This is a genomic window from Streptomyces sp. Z26, assembly GCF_003665095.1.
Taxonomy (GTDB): domain Bacteria; phylum Actinomycetota; class Actinomycetes; order Streptomycetales; family Streptomycetaceae; genus Streptomyces; species Streptomyces phytohabitans.
On the sequence record NZ_RCHV01000002.1, the window covers coordinates 5,582,315 to 5,602,156 of the forward strand.

The 19,842-nt window shown below is 72.6% G+C and carries 18 protein-coding genes; 13 read left to right on the top strand and 5 right to left on the bottom strand.

Features of this window, described 5'->3' with window-relative positions; translation table 11 throughout:
- Window positions 1–204: 204 nt before the first annotated feature.
- On the bottom strand, window positions 205–948 hold the full coding sequence (locus D7M15_RS24150) for a peptidyl-tRNA hydrolase (RefSeq protein ID WP_121519432.1): 744 nt from the start codon (window positions 946–948) through the stop codon (window positions 205–207).
- Window positions 949–1,047: 99 nt separating this feature from the next.
- Here D7M15_RS24150 and D7M15_RS28785 point away from each other — a divergent pair, with 99 nt between their 5' ends.
- On the top strand, window positions 1,048–1,956 hold the full coding sequence (locus tag D7M15_RS28785) for an ATP-binding cassette domain-containing protein (protein WP_121519433.1): 909 nt from the start codon (window positions 1,048–1,050) through the stop codon (window positions 1,954–1,956).
- Window positions 1,953–2,621 carry an ABC transporter gene (locus D7M15_RS28790; protein WP_121519434.1) on the top strand — a complete coding sequence of 223 codons (669 nt, stop codon included), beginning with the start codon at window positions 1,953–1,955 and terminating at the stop codon, window positions 2,619–2,621. Before D7M15_RS28785 ends, D7M15_RS28790 begins: the two co-directional genes overlap by 4 nt.
- An 83-nt stretch (window positions 2,622–2,704) precedes the next feature.
- Here the strand turns inward: D7M15_RS28790 and D7M15_RS24165 are convergent, their stop codons facing one another.
- From D7M15_RS24165 to zapE, 3 genes are all read right to left on the bottom strand, one after another.
- Entirely contained in the window at window positions 2,705–3,745 is a 1,041-nt protein-coding gene (locus tag D7M15_RS24165; RefSeq protein ID WP_165906359.1) for an IS30 family transposase, read from the bottom strand.
- Window positions 3,746–4,188: 443 nt separating this feature from the next.
- Complete coding sequence (locus D7M15_RS24170) at window positions 4,189–5,622, bottom strand: alkaline phosphatase PhoX (protein ID WP_121519435.1); 1,434 nt, start codon at window positions 5,620–5,622, stop codon at window positions 4,189–4,191.
- 160 nt (window positions 5,623–5,782) lie between these two features.
- The gene (gene zapE / locus D7M15_RS24175; protein WP_240649448.1) at window positions 5,783–6,907 is read right to left on the bottom strand and encodes a cell division protein ZapE; all 1,125 of its coding nucleotides are present in this window, start codon (window positions 6,905–6,907) and stop codon (window positions 5,783–5,785) included.
- A gap of 66 nt (window positions 6,908–6,973) precedes the next feature.
- Between zapE and D7M15_RS24180 the strand changes: the two genes are divergently transcribed.
- From D7M15_RS24180 to msrB, 6 genes are all read left to right on the top strand, one after another.
- Complete coding sequence (locus D7M15_RS24180) at window positions 6,974–7,867, top strand: pyrimidine reductase family protein (RefSeq protein ID WP_121519437.1); 894 nt, start codon at window positions 6,974–6,976, stop codon at window positions 7,865–7,867.
- 113 nt (window positions 7,868–7,980) lie between these two features.
- Window positions 7,981–8,454: an indole-3-glycerol phosphate synthase gene (locus tag D7M15_RS24185; protein ID WP_121521302.1), complete on the top strand. Its 474-nt coding sequence runs from the start codon at window positions 7,981–7,983 to the stop codon at window positions 8,452–8,454.
- A gap of 121 nt (window positions 8,455–8,575) precedes the next feature.
- Window positions 8,576–9,034 (top strand): Rrf2 family transcriptional regulator, encoded by a 459-nt coding sequence (locus D7M15_RS24190; RefSeq protein WP_121519438.1) that lies wholly within the window; start codon window positions 8,576–8,578, stop codon window positions 9,032–9,034.
- A 268-nt stretch (window positions 9,035–9,302) separates the two neighbouring features.
- Window positions 9,303–10,313: a sulfite exporter TauE/SafE family protein gene (locus tag D7M15_RS24195; protein ID WP_121519439.1), complete on the top strand. Its 1,011-nt coding sequence runs from the start codon at window positions 9,303–9,305 to the stop codon at window positions 10,311–10,313.
- 213 nt (window positions 10,314–10,526) lie between these two features.
- Complete coding sequence (gene murC / locus D7M15_RS24200) at window positions 10,527–11,930, top strand: UDP-N-acetylmuramate--L-alanine ligase (RefSeq protein ID WP_240649449.1); 1,404 nt, start codon at window positions 10,527–10,529, stop codon at window positions 11,928–11,930.
- Between the two features lie 129 nt (window positions 11,931–12,059).
- Window positions 12,060–12,467 (top strand): peptide-methionine (R)-S-oxide reductase MsrB, encoded by a 408-nt coding sequence (gene msrB / locus D7M15_RS24205; RefSeq protein ID WP_121521306.1) that lies wholly within the window; start codon window positions 12,060–12,062, stop codon window positions 12,465–12,467.
- Window positions 12,468–12,609: 142 nt separating this feature from the next.
- Here msrB and D7M15_RS24210 read toward each other — a convergent pair whose 3' ends face one another.
- On the bottom strand, window positions 12,610–13,812 hold the full coding sequence (locus D7M15_RS24210) for a DUF4185 domain-containing protein (RefSeq protein WP_240649450.1): 1,203 nt from the start codon (window positions 13,810–13,812) through the stop codon (window positions 12,610–12,612).
- 187 nt (window positions 13,813–13,999) lie between these two features.
- Between D7M15_RS24210 and D7M15_RS24215 the strand changes: the two genes are divergently transcribed.
- The 5 genes from D7M15_RS24215 (at window position 14,000) to D7M15_RS24235 (ending at window position 19,794) form a co-directional block, all read left to right on the top strand.
- Window positions 14,000–15,520, top strand: a complete 1,521-nt coding sequence (locus D7M15_RS24215) for an NnrS multi-domain protein (protein WP_127201789.1) — start codon at window positions 14,000–14,002, stop codon at window positions 15,518–15,520.
- Between the two features lie 43 nt (window positions 15,521–15,563).
- Window positions 15,564–16,226, top strand: a complete 663-nt coding sequence (locus D7M15_RS24220; protein ID WP_121519442.1) for a LysE family translocator — start codon at window positions 15,564–15,566, stop codon at window positions 16,224–16,226.
- A gap of 305 nt (window positions 16,227–16,531) precedes the next feature.
- Window positions 16,532–17,803, top strand: coding sequence for a hypothetical protein (locus D7M15_RS24225; RefSeq protein ID WP_121519443.1), 1,272 nt, complete (start codon window positions 16,532–16,534; stop codon window positions 17,801–17,803).
- Window positions 17,804–17,826: 23 nt separating this feature from the next.
- Window positions 17,827–18,297: a hypothetical protein gene (locus D7M15_RS24230; protein WP_121519444.1), complete on the top strand. Its 471-nt coding sequence runs from the start codon at window positions 17,827–17,829 to the stop codon at window positions 18,295–18,297.
- A gap of 420 nt (window positions 18,298–18,717) precedes the next feature.
- On the top strand, window positions 18,718–19,794 hold the full coding sequence (locus D7M15_RS24235; protein ID WP_121519445.1) for a protein kinase family protein: 1,077 nt from the start codon (window positions 18,718–18,720) through the stop codon (window positions 19,792–19,794).
- Window positions 19,795–19,842: the final 48 nt, after the last annotated feature.

Here is a 19,842-nt window from a genome sequence, read left to right on the forward strand (position 1 = left end):
GTGTCCTCGTTCCTCTGCGGTCCCGGTGCGGGCGGACACGGGGGATGCTCGGCGTGGGGGCCGTACGGGTCGCGCACCGGCGGGCGGTGTCGCCCGAATGCCCCCGAAGCGGGGAGCCGGTGCGCCCGAACGCCGCACGCCTGTCCGGCCGCCCGCACCCCCGGCGAACGGGCGTACGGACGTCCCGCGCCGGCGGGCGCGCGGTCAGCCACGCGGCAACCCCGGATGGTCCGCCACCACCGTGGACGAGCCGGGCGCGACCTCCGTGAACCCCGCGTCCCGTACGACGGGCAGCCCCGAACCGGCCAGCCGCGCCCAGGAGTTCGCGTCCGCCGTACGGACCGCCAGTGGGAAGCCCGCGTCCCGCCAGGCCGTACGGGTCGCCGCCGACAGCCCCCACCACGCGTACTGCGCCGCGTGCCCCGCCTGCGCCATCGCCTTCCCCGCCGACATCCGCAGCTCCGGGTTGAGCCACAGCACCGGCGTCCCCGCGGCGGGCGGGCCCGGCGGCTCGGCGTCCGCCAGGTCGGTGCCGGAGACCTGGAGCCGGGCCAGGTCGCGGGGCCAGGCGTCGACGGGCACGGGCGGGTAGGCGCGCACCTCGGCGCTCCGCCCGTGCACGGTGACGCCCGGCAGCGCCTCCGCCCGCCGCCACTCCGCCCCGCGCGCGCGGCGCACGACCTTGCGGATGCCGCGCTCCTCCCAGAGCCGTACGAGCCCGTGCCAGTCGCCACCCCCGTCCGCCGTACGCGGGTCCGCGAGCAGCGTCAGCACCGCGCGGGCGGCGGTCTCCAGCGCGTCGGTGCGGGCGGGCGGCGCGGCACGTTCGACGCGGACGACGAGGGGGAGCGCGTAACGGCCGTACGGGTCGCCGTCCTGCGGGTCGTCGGTCTGCGGGCCTTCGTCCTGCGGATCGGCGGGCCGGGACGGCGGTACGGGTGCGCTCACGCGCCAAGTCTGCCAGCAGGCCCGTGGGGGGCACCGACCACCGCGACCACCACCACACGGACGACGCCAGGTGGCAGCCACCCCCTAGGGTGGTCCGCCATGAGACTGCGCGGCGTCGGGAAGCGCCACCGACCCGGCGGCCCCTGGGTGTTGCGCGGCGTCGACGCGGAGCTGCCGGAGGCCGCCGTGCTCCGGGCCGAGGGCGCCAACGGCAGCGGCAAGTCGACGCTGCTGCGGCTGCTCGCGGGCATCGACGCGCCGTCCGCCGGGCGGATCACCGGACGGCCGCGCCCCACCGCGTACGTGCCCGAACGCTTCCCCGCCACGCTGCCGTTCACCGCCGCCGGGTACCTCACCCACCAGGCGCGCACCCGCGGCCTGCGCCGAGGCGCGGCGGAACGGGCCGCGGGCGAGTGGCTGGAGCGCCTCGGCGCGGGCGGCCACGCCCGTACGCCGATGGCCGAACTGTCCAAGGGCGGCGGCCAGAAGGTCGCCGTCGCCCAGGCCCTGCTGGCCGCGCCCCGGCTGCTGGTGCTCGACGAGGCGTGGACGGGGCTGGACGTGGCGGCGCGCGCGGAACTGGACCGGGCCGTCGCCGAGCGGGTCGCGGACGGCGCGACCGTCGTCTACGTGGACCACGACCCGCGGCGCCTGGCGGGCTTCGTGCACACCCTGTTGCGGGTCGCCGGTACGGAGGTCGCCGCGGTGCCCGGCCCCGCGCGGGACGGAGCGGCCCCGGCCGCCCCCGGCGCCGGGACGGCGGGCCGGGTAGCCGTCACCGTGACCGGTCCGCCCGGCGCCACCTGGCCGCCCGTACCGCCCGGCGCGTCCGCCCCGGAGGCGGGCCCGGACGGCGCGCTGCGGCTCACCGTCCCGGCGGCCCACTCGGACGCGCTGCTGCGCGCCCTCCTCGCCGCCCGCCCGCCGTGGCACGTACGCGCCGTGGAGCCCCTTCCCGTGCCCGACCCCGCCGCGGGCGCCGACCCGGCGGGCGGTGCCCGGCCGTGACCGCGCTCGTCCGCTACCAGCTCGCCCTGCTGCTGCGCGCGCAACGCTGGCTGCCCCCGCTGCTCCTGTACGTGGCCGCGCTCGGCGTCGGCGTCCAGGTGGGTCGGCCGGTGCTGGACTCGCTCGGCTTCGCCGCGGCCGTGCTGCTGCCCGTGGCCGCCTGGCTGGTACGGGTCTGCGTGACGGGCGAGCCGGAGGCCGCGCGGCACTGCGCCGCCGCCGCGCTGGGGCCCGGCCGCACGCATCTGGCGGGCGTGCTGGCGGCGTTGACCGCGTCGGCGGTGCTCGGCGCGGCCGGTACGGGTGTGGTGGCGCTGGTGAGTGACGCGCACGCGACGGACGGGAGCACGCCCGTGCCGCTGGGGCCCGCCGTGGGCGCGGGCCTGCTCGCGGCGCTCGCCTGCGCCCTGTCGGGCACGGCGGTGGGCGTGCTCTGCAACCGGCCGCTGGTGCACGGCACGGGCTGGGCGGTGAGCGCGACGGTGTCGGCGGTGACGCTGGCGCTCGTCGCGGCGGGCTCGCCCGCGAACGCCGCGGTCGGCGGGCTGGTGACGGCGTCGCGGGAGGGGTCCGTACCGGCGCCGTGGCTGCCGCTCGCGCTGTCCGCCGGGGCGGCGGCGCTGGCGGCGGCGGTGGCCTGCGCGCTGTCCTCGCGCAGACGCTGACGCCGTACGGCCCCACGGACGCCCACACGCCCGCGGGCCTCGCCGTACTTGGGTTCGAGGGGTCGTTGCAACACCACTTGGTTTTAGGTGGTGAGTAGATCACGTAGACGCTCGGCTGGGGTATCCCAGCCGAGCGTCTTGCGTGGGCGTCCGTTGAGTTCCTGGGCGACGTGTTCGAGGTCTTCGGGGCTGTGCGCGCTCAGATCGGTGCCCTTGGGGAAGTACTGGCGGAGCAGTCCGTTGGTGTTCTCGTTGGAGCCGCGTTGCCAGGGGGATGCCGGGGCGCAGAAGTAGACGGGCATGTCGGTGGCCGTGCTGAACTGCTTGTGGCGTGCCATCTCGCTGCCCTGGTCCCAGGTGAGGGAGCCGCGCAGGTGGGCGGGCAGGGTCTGGACCGTGGTGACGAGGCCGTCGCGGACGGTCTCGGCGTCGTGGGCTCCGCCCGGCAGGTGGACCAGCATGGTGTAGCGGGTGCTGCGCTCGACCAGGGTGGCGATCGCGGAACGGCCGTTTGCGCCGATGATCAGGTCGCCTTCCCAGTGACCGGGCACGGCCCGGTCCTCGACGTCGGCGGGCCGGTCGCTGATCATGATCATCGGGTCGTTGAACCGCGGTGTGCGCCGCTGGGGGTCCCGGCGTGGTTTGCGGCGGGTCCGGCCGGAGCGGATGGCTGCCTGTACTTCCCGCTTCAGGCCGCCGCGAGCCTGGAAATACAGCGCCTGGTAGATCGTTTCCACGCTCACCCGCATGCTCTCGTCGTCGGGATGTTCCCTGCGTAGAGCGTGGCAGATCTGTTCCGGTGACCACCGCCTGCGCAGTCCGTCCTTCACGAAGCGTCGCAGCCGTCCCTCGCGCAGCAGCTTGCGGTCCTTGGGCCGGGGCCTGCGCGAGGCGGCCGCCCGGTGGGCCGCGTAGGGCTGGTAGCCCTCGCTGCCCGAGTTCGCGTCGATCTCCCGCTTGACGGTGCTCGCCGACCGTCCCAGGGCCCGTCCGATCGCCCGCAGCGACGTGCCTGTCGCGCGCAGATCGCGGATCCGTTCACGCTCGGCCAGTGTCAGAAACCGCGGGTCGAGCTGCTTGTCCAGGGCCGTCAGGCCCACCGGTGCTGTGGTCACACCGCACATCGTGACGGTCCCGGTGGCGTAGTCGACACGGCGCCCGTCGGCATAAGTGCGCGAAGAACTGGTCTTCTTGACGCCCCAGTCCCAGTCCTTGGCCGTGCGCTCGTTCACACCAACCTGCCGGGCCGCCACCCGCCGTGCGACACCAGCGGCCCGAAGCCGCTCGTACTCGTCACGCCCGGGATGCCGGCGCGGCAGACGCACCGAAATCCGTCCGGCCTTCCGAGCCCAACCGAAAGCCGTGTTCCGGTTCACCCCCAGCTCACGCGCCACCACGGTCACATTCCCCACGACATCCAGCCGCGCAAGGAAACGCTCCCTCAACCCTGCAAGATCATCACGCCCAACAGCCACGGTCCTCGCAACTCCCACAGATCGCAGGTGTTGCGAGGACCGTTAGAACCCAAGCGGACGGGGGCCCGCGGACGTGTCCGTACGGCTGCGGGTCAGTGGCGCCAGGGGCCCGTCACCGCGAACGTGGTGCCCGGCGTGTAGCAGTTCACGTACATCGTCCGGCAGTCCGGGGAGAAGGTGACGCCCGCGAACTCACCCCACGCCGGTTCCTCCGGCGTGCCGATGTCCTGCCTGCCGCGCGCCATCGGGTAGACCTTGCCGCGCCGCGTCAGCCCGAACACGTGCTGCGCCCCCTCGCCGTCCTCGCACACCATCAGGCCGCCGCTGGGCGCCAGACAGATGTTGTCCGGCTCCTCGCCCGGCAGCTGGAGGTCGGTGTCGGGGCCGAAGACGACGACCAGGGTGAGGTGGTTGCCCTCCGGGTCGTAGCGCCAGATCTGGCCGTAGTGGTCGGCGGCGGAACCCTCGTCGCTCTTGGCGAAGCTGGAGACGAAGTAGACGCACCGGCCGCCCCAGTAGCAGCCCTCCAGCTTCTGGGCGTGCGTCATGCCCTTGCGGCCGAAGTCCTGGTGCCGGATGGGCGTTTCGCGCGCCAGCGGGTCCGGGACCTCGACCCACTCGATGCCGTGGAACGTACGGCCGGTCTCCTGCACCACCGACAGGTCCGCGACGCCCGGCACGCGCATGGCCTCCAGCCTGCCGCCCGCGCGCAGCGAGTCGAAGCCGCCTCGGGGGCGCTTCGGCAGGAAGCGGTAGAAGAGGCCGAAGGGCGACTCGAACGCGTCCTCCGTCTCGTACACCACGCCGGTGCCCGGGTCGATGGCGATCGCCTCGTGCTGGAAGCGGCCCATGGCGGTGAGCGGCTCCGGCACCGTGCGGTGCCGGTCCCCGAACGGGACCTCGAAGATGAAGCCGTGGTCCTTGGTGTAGCCCTCCTCCCCGGCCTTGAACTCCGTCTCCTCGCACGTCAGCCAGGTGTTCCAGAGGGTGTGGCCGCCCGCGCAGTTGGTGGAGGTTCCCGCGATGCCGACGCGCTCCTGGCGTACGTCGTTGTCCCCGTCCAGCTCCAGGACGGTGCAGCCGCCCTTGCCCTCCGGGTCGTACGTCAGCCCGTCCACGGTGGGGACGCCGATCTTCGCGTCCATACGGTTCTCGTGGTTGCGCACCAGCCACACCGAGTCGTGGCCCTGGCCACGGCCGCGCGCGCGGGCGTGCTCCTCGTGCCGGTGCCCCCCGCCGTGGCCGTGGCCACCGGAGAAGGCGGCCATGCCGTCGTGGTTGCTGGGCACCTTGCCCTCGCCGGAGCGGAGGTCGTCGCCCTCGCGGGACAGCACCTTGTACCGGAACCCCTTGGGCAGGTCCAGCACGCCGTCCGGGTCCTCGACGAGGGGGCCGTAGCCGTCACCCCCGCCCGTTCCCTGGGCCTGCGCCGTACCGGCGAAGACCTCCGGGATGCTCCCCGCGAACGCGATGCCCGCTCCCAAGACACCTGATTTCGCGAGAACTTCACGTCGTGTTGTGCTCATGGACACTCCCTGTTGGCGGACAGGACGTTCGGATCACGTGTGTGTACCACGTACGGGAGCGGTCGAACACCAGGCGGGCCAGGTGCGTCTCCGCGCGTCGCGGCGTACCCCCTGACCGGCCCTGCCCCGCGCGGCGGTGTCGGCGACCGCCGAAAAGCCCTCAGTCCGCGCCGAGCCGCTCGCCGTCGCGGGCGAGCGCGGTGAGCCGGGACACGGCCCGGAAGTACTTCTTGCGGTAGCCGCCGGTCAGCATCTCCTCGCCGAACAGCGCGTCGAACGGGACGCCGCTCGCCAGTACGGGCACCTCCCGGTCGTACAGCCGGTCCGCCAGCACCACCAGCCGCAGCGCCGTCGCCTGGTCGGGCACCGGCCGTACGTCCGTGAGGCACACGGCGGACAGCCCGTCCACCAGGGCGCCGTAGCGGCTGGGGTGGACCGTCGCCAGATGGGCGAGGAGCGCGGGGAAGTCGTCGAGGGCGGCGCCCGGCACGGCGTGCGCGGCGCGGACCACGCGCGCGGTGTCCGCCGGGGCCGGTGCCTCCGGCAGGCCGCGGTGGCGGTAGTCCTCGCCGTCGATGCGCAGCGAGCGGAAGTGCGCCGAGAGGCCCTGGATCTCGCGCAGGAAGTCGGCGGAGGCGAAACGGCCCTCACCGAGCCTGCCGGGCAGCGTGTTGGACGTCGCCGCCAGCGCCACACCCGCCTCCACGAGCCTGCCGAGGAGCGACGACACCAGGACGGTGTCGCCCGGGTCGTCCAGCTCGAACTCGTCGATGCACAGCAGCGCGTGGCCGCTCAGCGTGGTCACCGCCTGCTGGAAGCCGAGCGCCCCGACGAGGTGCGTCAGCTCCACGAACGTGCCGAACGCCTTCCGCTCCGCCGGTGCGGGCGCGGCGTGCCAGAGGGAGGCGAGGAGGTGGGTCTTGCCGACGCCGTAGCCGCCGTCGAGGTACACGCCGCGCGGTCCGCCGCCCGTACCGGCCGCCCGTCGGGCGCCCCCGCCGTCCCGCCGCAGCCAGCGCCGCAACCCGCTGCCGGAACCGCTCCCGGCGCCCGTGCCGCCGCCCGTACCGAGCCCGGCGGCGAAGGCGCTCAGCACCTCGACGGCCTCGCGCTGGCTGGGCCGCCCGGGGTCCGGGACGTACGTCGCGAAGCGGACCGAGTCGAAGCGCGGCGGCGGCACCATCGCGGCGACGAGCCGCTCGGCGGGCACCCGGGGGTGGCGGGCGCAGAGGGAGAGTGGCGCGGTGGACGGGGGACCGGAGGTCGGGGAGGCGGGCGTGGGCACGCGCCTCATGCTACGGCGCGTCAACAAGGCGGTGCGGTGTCGGTACGGCATGCCACACTGCCGGTCATGCGACGCCTGTTCCCCTCCCCGTCCCCCGCCGCCCGCCCCGCCGACCAGCGACTTCACGACGGCGGCGGTGCCGACGGGGGCGGCGGCGCGGACGACGCGGGCGGCGGGTGGAGCCTCGACGCGCTCGCGGACGCGTACGCCTACCCGGCGGCGCCCCGGCGCTGGCTGCGCGCGAACATGGTCGGCTCCCTCGACGGCGCCGCCCACCACGGCGGCCGCTCGAAGCCCCTCTCGTCCGCCGCCGACATGCGGGTCTTCGGTGTGCTGCGCGCGCTGGCGGACGTGGTGGTCGTGGGCGCCGGGACCGTACGGCACGAGGGTTACCGCCCGGCGCGCAGCCGTCCGGCGTTCGCGGCCCGGCGTGCGGCGGCCGGGCAGGGACCGGCACCGGCGATCGCGGTGGTGAGCGGGAGCCTCCGACTCGACTTCGGGCGGCCGCTGTTCACGGAGCCCGCCGTGCCGACGCTCGTACTGACCGGTGCCGCCGCCCCGGCGGACCGGGTGGCGGCGGCGCGCGCGGCGGGCGTCGAGGTGCTGGTGGCGGGCGAGGGCGAGGACGTCGACCCGGCGCGGGTGGTCGGGGTGTTGGCGGAGCGGGGGCTGACGAGGCAGCTGACGGAGGGCGGGCCGCGGCTGCTGGGGCAGTTCGCCGCGGCCGGGGTACTCGACGAGCTGTGCCTCGCGGTATCGCCCCGCGTGGCGCTGGGCGGCGCGCCCCGGGTGATGGAGGGGCCGGAGGTGGCGGTGCCCGCGGAGTACGTACTGGAGTCGGTGCTGGAGGAGGAGGGCTTCCTGTTCACCCGTTACCTCCGGGCGGGCCCGGAAGGGGGTCGCGGGACGCCGGAGGGCCCGGGTCCGGGGACGACGAGCGCGCCCGAATCAGCGGAATAACGTCTTCCGCTTAACCTCGATCGGGCAGACTGAGGCAAGCAGACCCGTGTGACCACGGGGAAGAATGGTTTCTGTAGGGGTCCGCTGGCCTCGTGGAAGAGAAGGGCACCTCCGTGTTCACGTCCGTGTTGATGATCGAGAAGCCGCTGGTGTCCGCCGATGTGGAGCTCGTCACCACCCTGCACGGGGACGAGCCGGTCTCCTTCGTCGTCCTCATGCAGCCGCGCGGCGATCAGGACCGGCTGCTGCGCGCCCTCGACGACGTCGCCCTCGGCGAACTGGAGGACGCGGTGCACGAGGGCGACGAGCCGGAGGGCGACGAGGCGGTCCGGCCCGCGCGGCTCGCGCTGGAGCACTCGCTGAAGGCCCTCCGGGAGACCGGCGCCGGGGCGGACGGGCAGATCATCGAGAAGCACCCGCTCGACGTGCTGACCTCCGTCGTCGCGGACACCCGCGCGGACGAGGTGATCGTGCTGACGGCGCCTCACCTCGTCGAGGAGTTCTTCCACCGGGACTGGGCCTCGCGCGCCCGGCACCGGGTGGGCGTGCCGGTGCTGAAGCTGTTCGCGCACTCCGACGACGACTGAGCCCGTACGGGCCGTACGGCACGCGGGTCGGCACCGGCCCGCGTGCCGTACGTACGCCTCCCGCGCCCGCCGGGTCAGGGGGACGGGCACCAACACGCCCGCCGTGCCGGATAATGTCCCTATGCGGATCTCGGCGAAAGCGGACTACGCGGTACGTGCCGCGCTGGAACTGGCTGCCGCGGGCGACAGCCACCCCGTCAAGGCCGAGGCCATCGCGCTGGCCCAGGGCATCCCGCACAAGTTCCTGGAAGGCATCCTCAACGACATGCGGCGCGGTGGTCTCGTCGTCAGCCAGCGCGGTGGCAAGGGCGGTTACCGCCTGGCGGCGCCCGCGAACACCATCACCATCGCCGACGTGATCCGCGAGGTCGAGGGCCCGCTGGTGTCCGTACGGGGCGCCCGTCCGCCGGAGCTGAGCTACACCGGGCCCGCGGAGTCGCTGCTGCCGCTCTGGGTCGCCGTACGCGCCAACGTCCGCGCCATCCTCGGCGAGGTCACGCTGGCCGACGTGGCGGCGGCGTCGCTGCCGCCGCGGGTGCTGTCGCTGGCCGACAACCCGGCCGCCTGGACCAACCCCTGACACCGGCCGCGGGGCGCTCGGAGCCCCGCCGTGGGAGCCGTCGTACGGGCCGCCGGGTCCGGCTTCATCCGGGCGCAGTCCTGCCGTAGCGCTGCCGTATCCCTGCCGTTACGTGTGGAGTACGGCCCTGACCTGCGACGTCTCGTATCCCGGACGCGTTGTCCCACATGTTTGACCGCATGCTGAACGCCGCTTGCCACCCCGGGGCGGCGCGGGCACGCTATTCCTGGTTAATCACTAGGAATGCTAGGGAATCGCGAGGGCGGGCATGCGGACACTGATCGTGCTGGCACTGGCCGGGCTCGGTGCCCAGCTGGTGGACGGCAGCCTGGGCATGGCGTACGGCGTCACCTCGACGAGCCTGCTGCTGGCCGTCGGCACCAATCCGGCCGCCGCCTCCGCGACCGTGCACCTGGCGGAGATAGGTACGACGCTCGCGTCCGGGGCGTCGCACTGGAGGTTCGGGAACGTCGACTGGAAGGTCGTCGGGCGCATCGGCGTACCGGGCGCGGTCGGCGCCTTCGCCGGTGCCTCGTTCCTGTCGAACCTCTCCACCGAGACCGCCGAGCCCGTGATGGCGCTCATCCTGCTCAGCCTCGGCATCTACGTCCTCACGCGCTTCACGCTCGCCGGGCTCCCCACCACCAACCTGGACAAGCCGCTGCGCAAGCGTTTCCTGTCGCCCCTCGGCCTCTTCGCCGGGTTCGTCGACGCGACCGGCGGTGGTGGCTGGGGCCCGGTGGGCACCCCGGCGCTGCTGGCCAGCGGGCGGATGGAACCGCGCAAGGTGATCGGGTCGATCGACACCAGCGAGTTCCTCGTCTCCGTCGCCGCCAGCCTCGGCTTCCTCGCCGGGCTCGGCTCCGAGGGCATCGACGCCACCTGGGTCGCCGCGCTGCTGATCGGCGGCGTGATCGCCGCGCCGATCGCCGCGTGGCTCGTCCGGCACATCCCGCCGCGCGTGCTCGGCTCCGCCGTCGGCGGCGTGATCATCCTCACCAACTCCCGCACCCTGCTGCGCAGCGACTGGGTGGACGCGAGCGAGTTCGTCGTCTGGACCGTGTACCTCGCGGTCTACGCCCTCTGGGCCGTCGCCGTCACCCACTCCGTACGGGAGCACCTGCGCGCCGAGGCCGCGTCTCGGGCCGCCGCGGCGGCGGGCGACGAAGCCGGGACCGGTGCGCGCGGTGAGGGGCAGGTCGCCGCGGCGGCCGGGGCCGGGGGCCGTGACGACTCGGCGGACCCGGACGAGCCGCGGGGGCCGACCGCGAAGGTCTGAGCGCCCGCGAACGCCCACGCCTCGACGCGCGCGGCGCCCCCGGCCCGGGGCGCCGCCCGCGCGTACGTCCTGCCGCGCGTACGTCCCCGCGCCCGCGCCCGCCGCCCCCGCGACGCACCGCCACGGCGTGGCCCCGCACCGCATAGGCTGGTTCCCGCGCGCGGCCCCGTACGGCCCGCGCCCGCGCATCCGTACGACCTGGGAGCCCCCGCGATGACCGCCGTGAACGCCGAGCCGCCGCCCGCCATGGAACGTCCGCACTTCATCGGCATCGGCGGCGCCGGGATGTCCGGCATCGCGAAGATCCTCACCCAGCGCGGCGCCCGCGTCGCCGGGAGCGACGCCCGCGAGTCGGAGAGCGTCGCCGCGCTGCGCGCGCTGGGCGCCACCGTCCACCTCGGCCACGCCGCCGGGCATCTCGCCGACGACGCCAGCTGCGTCGTCGTGTCCAGCGCCATCCGCGCCGACAACCCGGAGCTGGCGGCGGCGAAGGAGCGGAACGTGCCCGTCGTGCACCGTTCCGACGCGCTCGCCGCCCTGATGGAGGGCCTGCGCCCGCTCGCCGTCGCCGGTACGCACGGCAAGACCACCACCACCTCGATGCTCGCCGTCAGCCTGCGCACCCTCGGGCTGGCCCCGTCGTACGCGATCGGCGGCGACCTCGACGTCCCCGGCTCCAACGCCGACCACGGCGGCGGCGAGATCTTCGTCGCGGAGGCGGACGAGAGCGACCGCAGTTTCCACAAGTACGCGCCCGAGGTCGCGATCATCCTCAACGTGGAGTTGGACCACCACGCCAACTACGCGTCCATGGACGAGATCCACGACTCCTTCGCCACCTTCGTGGACCGGGTGCGCCCCGGCGGCACCCTCGTCGTCTCCGCCGACCAGCAGGGCGCCCGGGAACTGACCGCGCGCGTACGGGGACGGGACGGGCTCCGCGTCCGTACGTACGGCGAGGCCGAGGACGCCGACGTACGCGTCCTGGAGATCGTGCCGCACGGCCTGACCAGCGAGGTCACCGTCGTGCTCGACGGCGAGCGGCTGACGTTCGCGGTGTCCGTGCCCGGCCGCCACTACGCGCTCAACGCCGTCGCCGCCCTCACCGCGGGTGTCGCCCTGGGTGTGCCCGCGCCGGAGCTGGCCGCCGCGCTCCGCTCGTACACGGGCGTGAACCGCCGCCTCCAGCTCAAGGGCGAGGCGAACGGCGCGCAGGTCATCGACTCGTACGCGCACCACCCCACCGAGATGGTCGCCGACCTGGAGGCCGTACGCGGCGCCGCGACCGGGGGCCGGGTGCTGGTCCTCTTCCAGCCGCACCTCTTCAGCCGTACGCAGGAGCTGGGCGCGGAGATGGGGGCCGCGCTGGCGCTGGCCGACGCCTCGGTGGTGCTGGACATCTACCCGGCGCGCGAGGACCCGATCCCCGGCGTCACCAGCGACGTCATCATCGACGCGGCGCGGGCCGCGGGCGCCGACACGCACCGGGCGCCGAGCCGGGAGGCGGCGCCGGAGCTGGTCGCGGGAATGACGAAGCCCGGTGATCTCGTTCTCACCATGGGCGCGGGCGACGTCACCGAACTCGGCCCGCTGATCCTCGACCGGCTCGCGGACTGACGGCGGGCGGGCGGGGACCGGCGGACACCGGGGGACCGGCGCCCGCGTGCGTCACGTACGCGGGCACCCGCGTACCGACGACGACCCGACGACCTCATGAACGACCTGCGGAGCGAACGGAGCACGGCCATGGCGTACGACGTCGACAAGCCGGACGAGCAGTGGCGCGCGGAGCTGACGCCCGAGGAGTACCGGGTGCTGCGCGAGGCCGGTACGGAACGGGCGTTCACCGGTGAGTACACGGACACGAAGACGACGGGTGTGTACGGCTGCCGCGCCTGCGGTGCCGAACTCTTCCGCTCCGACACGAAGTTCGCGTCGCACTGCGGGTGGCCGTCCTTCTACGACCCCGCCGACAGCGCGGCCGTCGAGCTGATCAGCGACCGCTCCATGGGCATGGTCCGCACCGAGGTCCGCTGCGCGACCTGCGGCTCCCACCTGGGGCACGTCTTCGAGGGCGAGGGCTACCCGACGCCGACGGACCAGCGGTACTGCATCAACTCCGTCTCGCTCCGCCTCGTCCCCACCGAGGACTGAGCCGCCCCGCCCCGCCCCGCCCCGCGCCCTGGGCCCTGGGGTTGGCCCCCGCCGACTGGGGCCGCCGGATGGCGCGGGGCGGCGCGGTCGCGTCCGCCGGGGCGCGCGGGCGGATGGCGCGGCGCCCCGGACCCGTACGGCGTCAGCTGCCGAAGCCTCGTACGCGGTGCTGCATCACGCGGTACGGCCAGTTCGCGTCCGTGTTCCACTGGCTCACCGACAGGTGCAGGTCGTCCAGCGTCGAACCCGGGATGATGTAGCCGCCGTAGAGCTGCGCGACGTGCGCGTCGTCCTCCTCACCCCAGGCGCCGCCCCAGACCAGGGTGCGGCGGTAGGCGGCGTACAGGTCGGAGGTCGGGGTGTCCATGATGATGCCGTCGATGCGGTAGTCACCCGCGTTGAACCACGTCAGCACCCACTTGCCGCCCAGTGGCCGCAGACACAACTCGCCGAAGGCGCCCTCCAGTACGGGCGTCGCCGGGTTGCCCCAGGCCCAGGTGCCGTCCCGGTGTCCCCACGGCTCGTACGCGGCCGGGTCGGTGACGCGATCGGCGCGTACCCGGTTGAGGATCACCGGCCTGCTGCGGGTGAACGACGTCGAGTACACGTACACCCAGCCGTCGTTCCCCAACCCCCAGCTCAGGCACTGGAACAGGCCGCCGTCGCGGTCGGCGGCGAACTTCGCGCCGGTGTGCGTCCAGGTGGCGCCCGAGTCGTCCGAGCGCCAGATCTCGGTCCACACGACGTTGCCGAGGCCCTTGTTGACCATCACGTGCAGGAACATGCTGCCGCCGATGGTGATCACGTCCGACGGCAGCACCGTGGAGAACTCCGGGTTGTCGTGCTCGTACGGCCACAGCTGCTGCGCCGCCTCACCGCCCACCGCGCCGGACCAGGTGACGCCCGCGTTCAGGTCGGTGGTCGTCGACCAGAGCGCGACCGGCGAACGCCACCAACCGCCGCCCACCACCGCGTTCTCGAAGGTGTCACCGAAGACGTAGAGGGTGCGCCCGTCGGGCGTACGGGCCGGGATGCCGAGGTCCGTGGCCTCCATCCGGAAGCGGGTGGTGAGGCCCGGACCGGTGAGGTCCGCGACCTTCCGCACCTCCAGTGCCCGGGTGCCCGGCGCCCCCGGCGCCTGCGCGCGGGGTCTGCGCACCGGCACTTCCGTACGTCCCACGGCGCGGGCCGTCGCGGCCCCGCTCGCCGCGAGCAGCCCACCGGTGGCCACGGCGCCCGCGGCGGCCCGGAGCAGCGTCGCGCGGCTCACGCCGGGGGCGACGGACGTTGCGGCGGGTGAAGTCGGCTGCGGGGCAGGGGTGTTGGCGCGACCGACGTACGGCATGTGGGGGGCTCCTCTGCGGTGCGAGCGGATTCCCTCCGCTCGGGAAATCGATTTCAGCGAGAGTCGTACAGGCCGATCCGGCCGTCAATGCCGCGAACACCGCCCGCCGTTGCCCCGCTGCCGGTCTAAGGTGACCGCACGCCGACACGGGGGAGGACGGGTGCTGCGGAGGCGGTTCGACCGGCGGGTGCTGGCACTCGTCGAGGTGCGCGGCGGAGAACGCGGCAGGGACGACGCCAAGTCGGCCTGCGAGGCGCGCGGTTGGCGGGTCGTGGACGCGTACGAGCGGGGCACGGGTGCCACCGCCGGGGTGCTGACGCCCGAACCGGGCGCGTGGCTGCTGTCCGTGGAGATCGGCCTCTACGGCGCCGTCCGCCGCGCCGAACGCGGCGCCGCCTGGCGGGTGCAGCGCCTGGCGCGTACCGCCAGCCTGGAGATGTACGTACGCCGCGCCGAACTCCTGCACGCCGACCGCGAGTTGCTCCCGGTCTGGCACGCCCACACCACCGCCCACCGGCCCGCGCCGCCCCCGCGCCCCGCCGCGCGCGCGGAGGTGTGGGCGTACCGGCTGGCCCGGCTCCGGGCGCGGCGGCTGGAGCGTCTGCGTCGCTTTCACGTCGGCGTGCTCGTCAGCGGCACGCCATCGGAGGCGCGTCGGCTTGCTCGGATGCCGCACGCGAACTCACCGAGGCACGAATGTGTGGATGTGCTCTCGGAGGAAGGGATTGACCATAGCCAGAGGCGATTGCTCTGGGAGGACGACGTCCGGCGACGGCTCGCGGGCCTGGCCCTCTGGCTGTTGGTGATGGCGCTGGCTGCGCTCGTAGCCAGGGACAGCGGTGCGGTGGTGTGGACGCTGGCAACGGGCCTCGCGGTTGTGGCTTTCGGCGGCGCCGTCATGGTCGGTGTGAGGCTGTGGGACGTCCTGCCCACATGGCTGGCAGTCTCCTTCGTCACCGGTCTCGCCGCGTTCGTCCTCGTCTGGACAGTGGGCGCCGGGGACAGCCCTGGGTTGGATCGCGGACAGACGTTCGGCGCTCTGGCTCATGCGTTCATCGGCCTCGGTCTGTGGCTACTGGTGCGGCAGTGGACATGGGGCGACTGGTTTGCCGTCGTCGTCCCCGTGCTCGCCACCTTCATCGTGTCCGCGTTGCTCACTGCTGGCTCGGTGAATCATGCTCTGTACGCGGAGAGCTTGTCGCTTTCGCCTGAGGCTCTGGATGTGACGAGCTTCTGGCGATTCGTCGCCGCGCTTGCGCTGTTCCGAGCGGTGGACCCGGTCCTGTTGGTGCCTGCTGTCTACGGCTTCGCCAAGCACTTCCACTACCTGCGTAACGAACGTGCATGGCTGGGCGTTGCCGTCGTCGCGCTCGTCGGTTGTTCGGCCGCCGTGGTCGGCATCGTCCTGGAATCCGCCGACCGCGCCGCCCGCGACACGATCGCGGCGGCCGAGCAACGCACCCAGCCACCCCCGTACTTCGGCGTCACGCCGGAGTGGACGTGCGTCCAGCCGGTCGTCCCCGTACGCGAACTGCCGGGACAGGGCGGCGTGTTGCGCCCGCAGCGGCCCTACGTCTCGTTCGGCGTCGCGGGCGGCGACGTCGTCCTGTGGGACACCGCCACCGACGGGCCGCTGAAGCTGCCCGCCGACCGGGTCCGCCTCGTACCGGTGGACACGCCGCGCGCCCCGTGCCCCGCGTCACCCTGAAATCGCTGGCACGGCGCCGGGGCCCGCACCCAGGATGGCGCGCATGTACGACTCCCTGCTGCCGTTCCTCGGCGCCTGCCTGCTCATCGCCCTGTCGCCCGGCCCGAGCACCGTCCTGATCATCCGCAACTCCCTGCGCGGCCGCCGTACCGGCATGCTCACCGTCCTCGGCAACGAGACCGGCGTCTTCGTGTGGGGCCTCGTCGCGGCTTTCGGCCTGTCGGCGCTGCTGGCGGCGTCCGAGGCGGCGTACGACGTGCTGCGCTTCGTGGGTGCCGGGGTGCTGATCGTCTTCGGCGTGCAGGCGATACGGGCGGCCCGGCGCGGCGACGGTACGGGCCCCGCCCCGTACGCGGACGCGAGCACGGGCGGGGACGGGGGCGGGAGCGGCGCGGCGGCCGAGTCGCGTGCGGGGCGTCGCGCGTACCGCGCGGGCCTCCTGATGAACCTGGCCAACCCGAAGGCCGCCCTCTTCGCGATGTCGTTCCTGCCGCAGTTCGTGCCGTCCGGCGCTCCCCAACTCCCCGCGATGGTGGGCCTGGCGGCGCTCTGGGCGGTCTTCGAGGTCGGCTACTACGCCACGTACGTGTGGGGCGTCGGCCGCCTGAAGCGCCTCCTCACCCGCCCCCGCGTGCACCGCCGCCTGGAGCAGGTCTCGGGCGGTGTCCTCCTGGCCCTCGGCGCCCGCCTCGCCCTGGAGGGCTGACGGCCCCGGCTGCCTAATTGGCCCGGGTGAGCGTTGTTGGCCTGCGGGCGGGAGCAATCTCGCTGACCTGCGGTTTCCAGAACGGCTCGCCTGTCCGGAGCTTCTCGGGGAAGTGAAGGCGTTCGTGGACCACGACCTTTGCCGGTCGTGTCACCGCTGTCTTCCGGAAGCGGATCAGCGGCGGGCGTTTGAGCGCCCGCCGCCCGCTGATCCTGCTGCGGGCAGCGGAACTTGGGGAAGGGGTCTCTACAGGTGCACGAGTGCTTCATCTATGGTCATCGGGAAACGGCTATACGGGGGTTGCCATGGGCTTGATCACTTCTCTCTCCATTGAGGAATTCCTCAGCCTGCCGTTTCCGGTCCCCTCGGTCGGCGGCTACGCCGGCCTGGTCTTCTTGATCTCTCGGACGGCCGACGCACCGGAGTTGCAGAAGAGGTTTTTCAGGGAGTGGGCTGACATCCACGATGTCACCGCGCGCCACGTAGGGGTGGTCATCCCGAGCCCGTGGGAGGAACTGCGGCTGGGGCGACTGGCCCGCTGGGGCAGCGGGTCAGTGCAGGTTCGCGTGCGCGGAGTGCGACGGATCGTTGGCCGGGATGGCCCCAATCCATCGAGTTCCTGGTATCCGGACGGGCTGCGTCCAGAAGGGGAGTGGCAGACTCACGTGCACGTGCACACCGCGGCCGTCGACTTCCTGCCGAGGAGACCAGTTGACCATCAGAGCGACCTCACCCGCACTGTCAGTGACATGCAGGAATTCTTCGGGATCTCTGAGGCGCTGCTCCCGTGTGCGGTGGTGGTATGCCTGAGCGAGCAACAGGCCGTCGCCGTCGCGCTCGAGAACGATGACAGCGTATATGGGCTGCTCAAGCAAACGAAATCCCAGGCAGAGGATCACCTGGCGGAACTTCGGCGCTACGACGCGGATATCGCGGCAGCCGAAGACGAGTTGAGGATCGCCAGAGTGCCCCTCGACGTCAACATAGCGGAGGCCTGCCGTGCCGCGACGGCAGCCGAACGCGGCGCGGACGTGGCGCTCAGGGCCTGGCACGACGAGCGGGATGAGGCAGTAGACGTCCTGGCCCGCTTCGGCGGGACGCGGACTGACCACGACGGCCAGTTGTGCCGCCGGGTAAGCGAGGTGCTGGCCAGCGGAATGCCACTCACCGGCAATGTTCAGGAGGCAGTGCAGGAAGTCATGCGTTTGTTTGATTCGCCGAACGTGGCGTTCCTGAGGCTGCCGAGCAAGATCCCGCGTATTCAGGAACTCCGCGAGGAGTACCTCGAGAAGCGGCAGGCCCATCGCGAGGCCAACCGGCGTCTGGATGCAGCCGAGAATGCCGCTAGGCACGCCCTGACCCCGTTCGAGAGCTGGATTGAAAGCCTCAAAGTGGAACGGAACAACGCTGTCAACGGGCCATGGCTCGCGGCCGCCGTGGCGGCCGCGAGCCAGTCCCTCGGGCTGCAACCAGCCGGAGCGCACGGGCTGCTGTCCTGGCGGCGCCTTACCTGGCCGGTCACGGTCTGGAAGCGGCCGGAGCAGAACCTGCCGATCTTCAGCCGCGCGCGCTCATGACGGCTCCCGCATCCCAACCACCGGTGCCCGCAGCGGGGTTCGCACCCCTGATAGGTGCGCAAGTTGCGGACGAACGCGTTCGGAAGGACTCGCTCGAGCAGCGCGGGATCGCCGTCATCTCCAGTGCGGGAACCCTCGTCGCTATCGTCCTTGGGTTCCTGTCCCTCACGAGACTCGGCGACGCCGAGCGCATGCCGTCGGTGGCGCTTGGCCTACTCATCGGGACCTTGGTCGTGCTGACCGCCGCCTCCGCACTGGGGCTGCTCATCAATCTCCCCAGGCCCCTGCCGGTGGTGGAACTTCACGACCTGATCGGGCAGCGCGATGCCGCAGCGCCCCAGACAGAGTTGGCGTTCCAATGCACGCTGCTGGTGACCCTGCGCCAGCACAACCGCGGGTGCGCGCGGCGGCTCTTCGGGGCGCTCCTGCTGGAAGTCCTAGCGCTGGCCATGATGGCAGGTAGCGCGCTGCGCATCTTGTGGCCGGCACTGTGAGGGGACGCGTTGACCGTGGCGGACGGCGCGGGGTATCCGACGGCGCGGACCTGCGTGCGCGTCGCAGGGGAAGCGGCCGAGCTGGCCGTCGCCGCTGCGGACGAGGCGATGAGCGCCGTGTGCCGCAGCCGCACACCATCGCGCTGGACGAGGACGTGCGCGCCGCGCACCAAGAGGCAAATGCTACCGGGCGGTTCGCGGGCTGGGTACGGCAGGCGGCGGCCGACCCGGACGAGCCGGAACACGTGCCTCGCAACTTCGCGCGGCGGGCCGCCCACCACGTCGTACAGGCACAGGTAGTCGCCGGGGTGCACGACGAGATCGAACGTCTACGTCGGCAAGTTACCGAGGGACGTGCCGTGAGACTGTACCGGGGAATCGCAGACCGTACCGGTGGAGGCAACAGTGAACGTCCGTGACATGTCGCGCGGTTCGCGTCTCACCGCCCATAGCGCCGTCTCCACAGCCTTGGCCATGTTCAGCGATCGCTCCCTGCACGAGCTCGTAGACACGGCCGTGGCGATCGGAGCAGGCATCGGCGGGGAGTCGGCCCTGCTGGAGGTCGCCGGAACCCCGGTCTTCGTCAAGCGGGTGCCCCTCACCGACTTGGAGAGGCAGCCCGAGCACGTCCGGTCCACGGCGAACCTGTTCGACCTGCCCGTGTTCTTCCACTACGGCGTCGGCGCCGTCGGCGGACCGGGCTTCGGGGCCTGGAGAGAGCTCGCCGTACACACCACGACAACGGACTGGGTGCTCGCGGCGACGTATGAGGGCTTCCCGCTGATGTATCACTGGAGGGTGCTGCCCGACTCGACACTCCTGCCCGAGGAACTGGCCGACATCGAACGGGCTGTTGCCTACTGGGGCGACGGATCAGCGGTGCGCCACCGGATCGAGGCCCTCCAGCAGTCCTCGGCGAGCGTCGTGCTGTTCCTGGAGTACATCCCGCAGAACCTGCACCAGTGGCTGGGCACTCAGGTCGAAGCCGGCGACGAGGCCGCAGACCGGGCCTGCTCCATGGTGGAGAGGGAACTGGCAGCTGGTATCTCGTTCATGAACAACCGCGGGCTCCTGCATTTCGACGCGCACTTCGAGAACATCCTGACCGACGGCCAGCGCCTCTACTTCGCGGACTACGGCCTCGCAATCTCCTCTCAGTTCGAACTGTCGCAGGACGAGGCCGACTTCTTCGACCGGCACCAGACCTACGATCGCTGTTACACCGCTACGTATCTGGTGAACTGGCTGATCACCGCTCTGTTCGGATACCAGAGGGGAGACCAGGATGGTCGCTACGAGCTGGTGCGCGCCTACGCAGAGGGCAGGCGCCCCACCGGAATCCCAGAAGAGGCCGCAGCGATTCTCGCCCGGCACGCGCCGATCGCGGCCGTGATATCAGACTTCAACCGCAAGTTCCAGCGCGAGAGCAGGCAGACCCCCTATCCGCTGGACGAGATCCGACGGATCGGCCGCATGTGCAGCACATCAGTCGGTTGACGGACCTACAAGACAGATGCCACCTGGCGTTGGGACCCAACGAGACGT

Excerpts from the sequence above, each read along its gene's own strand:
- D7M15_RS28785 (WP_121519433.1), top strand. The coding sequence starts at position 1,048 with ATGAGACTGCGCGGCGTCGGGAAGCGCCACCGACCCGGCGGCCCCTGG.
- D7M15_RS24165 (WP_165906359.1), bottom strand. The coding sequence starts at position 3,745 with ATGTGCGGTGTGACCACAGCACCGGTGGGCCTGACGGCCCTGGACAAG.
- D7M15_RS24170 (WP_121519435.1), bottom strand. The coding sequence starts at position 5,622 with ATGAGCACAACACGACGTGAAGTTCTCGCGAAATCAGGTGTCTTGGGA.
- D7M15_RS24180 (WP_121519437.1), top strand. The coding sequence starts at position 6,974 with ATGCGACGCCTGTTCCCCTCCCCGTCCCCCGCCGCCCGCCCCGCCGAC.
- D7M15_RS24190 (WP_121519438.1), top strand. The coding sequence starts at position 8,576 with ATGCGGATCTCGGCGAAAGCGGACTACGCGGTACGTGCCGCGCTGGAA.
- D7M15_RS24195 (WP_121519439.1), top strand. The coding sequence starts at position 9,303 with ATGCGGACACTGATCGTGCTGGCACTGGCCGGGCTCGGTGCCCAGCTG.
- murC (WP_240649449.1), top strand. The coding sequence starts at position 10,527 with ATGACCGCCGTGAACGCCGAGCCGCCGCCCGCCATGGAACGTCCGCAC.
- msrB (WP_121521306.1), top strand. The coding sequence starts at position 12,060 with ATGGCGTACGACGTCGACAAGCCGGACGAGCAGTGGCGCGCGGAGCTG.
- D7M15_RS24210 (WP_240649450.1), bottom strand. The coding sequence starts at position 13,812 with ATGCCGTACGTCGGTCGCGCCAACACCCCTGCCCCGCAGCCGACTTCA.
- D7M15_RS24220 (WP_121519442.1), top strand. The coding sequence starts at position 15,564 with ATGTACGACTCCCTGCTGCCGTTCCTCGGCGCCTGCCTGCTCATCGCC.
- D7M15_RS24225 (WP_121519443.1), top strand. The coding sequence starts at position 16,532 with ATGGGCTTGATCACTTCTCTCTCCATTGAGGAATTCCTCAGCCTGCCG.
- D7M15_RS24235 (WP_121519445.1), top strand. The coding sequence starts at position 18,718 with ATGTCGCGCGGTTCGCGTCTCACCGCCCATAGCGCCGTCTCCACAGCC.